Raw genomic sequence first — 1933 nt, 5'->3', positions numbered from 1 at the left:
TCGCGTTCGTTGGCGGGTTTGCGGCCTGTGCCTGGGGTGGGGAGTTCGGGTGCGGGGAGGGCGCGGCGGTCGAGTTTGCCGTTGGTGGTGACCGGCATGGCGTCGATGACGACGACGGCGGAGGGGACCATGTAGTCCGGCAGAAGCGTGCCGACGTGGGCACGCACGCGCGCCGACAGTTCCGCGTCGTCCAAGGTTCCGGTGGTGCTGTCGGTTGGTACGACGTAGGCGACGAGGCGTTGGTCGCCGGGGCGGTCCTCGCGCACGAGCACGGCGGCTTGTGCGATGCCGGGGCATCGGGTGACGGCGGAGTGGACTTCGCCGAGTTCGATGCGGAAGCCGCGCAGCTTCACCTGGTCGTCGGTGCGGCCGAGGTATTCCAGGACGCCGTTGGTGTTCCAGCGGGCGAGGTCGCCCGTGCGGTACATGCGGGAGCCGGCCGGACCGTACGGGTCGGCCACGAACCGTTCCGCCGACAGGCCCGGTCGGTTCAGATAACCGCGCGCGAGCTGTACGCCGGAGAGGTAGAGCTCGCCGGGGACGCCGGGCGGGCAGGGCTGGAGCGCGGCGTCCAGGATGTAGGTCCGGGTGTTCCAGATCGGTTGTCCGATGGGCACCGAGCCTGAGGTGCTCACGGCGCCGGCGACGGCAGGCCAGGCGGTCACGTCGATCGATGCTTCGGTCGGTCCGTAGAGGTTGTGCAGTCGCTCGCCCAGGACCTGCCGGAACTGGTCGGCGAGCTCGCCGGGGAGTGCTTCGCCACTGCAGATCACGGCCCGCAGCGAGGTGCACTGTGCCGCGCCTGCTTCGCGTAGGAACACCTGGAGCATGGACGGGACGAAGTGAGCGACCGACACGCGGTGACGGGTGATCACATCGACCAGGTACGAGGGGTCGCGGTGTCCGCCGGGGGTGGCCACCACCAGGGTCGCGCCGTGCGTGATGGGCCAGAAGACCTCCCACACCGAGACGTCGAAGCCGAACGGGGTCTTCTGCAGCACCCGGTCACCCGTGCCCAGCCCGTACTCGGCCTGCATCCACGCGAGCCGGTTCACCACACCCGCGTGCGGGACCACCACGCCCTTCGGCCGACCCGTGGAACCGGACGTGTAGATCACGTAGGCGGGGTGGGAGGGAGACAGTGACGCCGTCCGATCCGCGTCGGTGACATCGTCCGCGTCGAGTGCGTCCACGCGGGCGGCCGTCTCCGGATCGTCGGTGACGACCAACGCGTAGTCCGAATCGCTCCCGAACCGCGCATCCTGCCTCCGCGCCTGCTCCACCAGCCCTGCAGTGCTCAGGAGCACTGCAGGCCGGGCGTCGTCCAGCATGTAGGCGATGCGCTCCGCCGGCAGCTCCGGGTCGAGCGGCAAGTAGGCCGCGCCACACTTCAGGACGGCGAGCAGGGCTTCGACCATCCCGGCCGAGCGGGGCATGAGTACGCCCACGCGGTCCTCGGGTCCGGCGCCGTACTCGGCCAGCAGTCGCGCCAGACGGTTCACCCGCCGGTTCAACTCGGCGTACGAGATCTCGGCGCCCTCGGGGTCGATCACGGCGATGGCGTCGGGGGTGCCGGTGACCTGGGCCTCGAAGAGGTCGACGACGGTGCCGGTGGGCACTTCGTGCGTGGTGTCGTTCCAGCCGGTCAGGACTTGCTGCCGTTCGGCGGGGTCCATGACGTCGATGTGGTGCACGTGGATGGCCGGGTCGGCGGCGACCGTCTGCAGTACCCGCACGAGACGCGCGCTCAGCGCTGCGGCGGTCGTCTCTTCGAAGAGGTCGGTGGCGTAGGTGAGTGTGCCGCTCATACCGGCCGCGGCACCGTCTGCGTCGAAGGTCTCGGTCAGGTCGATGGCGAGGTCGAACCTGGCCGGGCCCTCGCCCGTTTCTGCCAGTTCGATGTTCAAACCGAGGAGGTCGAGGACGGCTGGGG

General features: G+C 69.8%; 1 protein-coding gene. It reads right to left on the bottom strand.

All coding sequences use genetic code 11. The annotated features are described in order from the left end of the window. Window positions 1-1907 (bottom strand): non-ribosomal peptide synthetase (locus AOK09_RS10905; RefSeq protein WP_245687232.1); only part of this gene is annotated, 1907 nt, incomplete at its 3' end. Window positions 1908-1933 lie beyond the last annotated feature (26 nt).

Origin of the sequence: Peterkaempfera griseoplana, from assembly GCF_001418575.1 — a bacterium.
Taxonomy (GTDB): Bacteria; Actinomycetota; Actinomycetes; order Streptomycetales; family Streptomycetaceae; genus Peterkaempfera; species Peterkaempfera griseoplana.
Note: the sequence above shows the minus strand (reverse complement) of the source record. Positions and strands in the feature narration are given on the sequence as shown.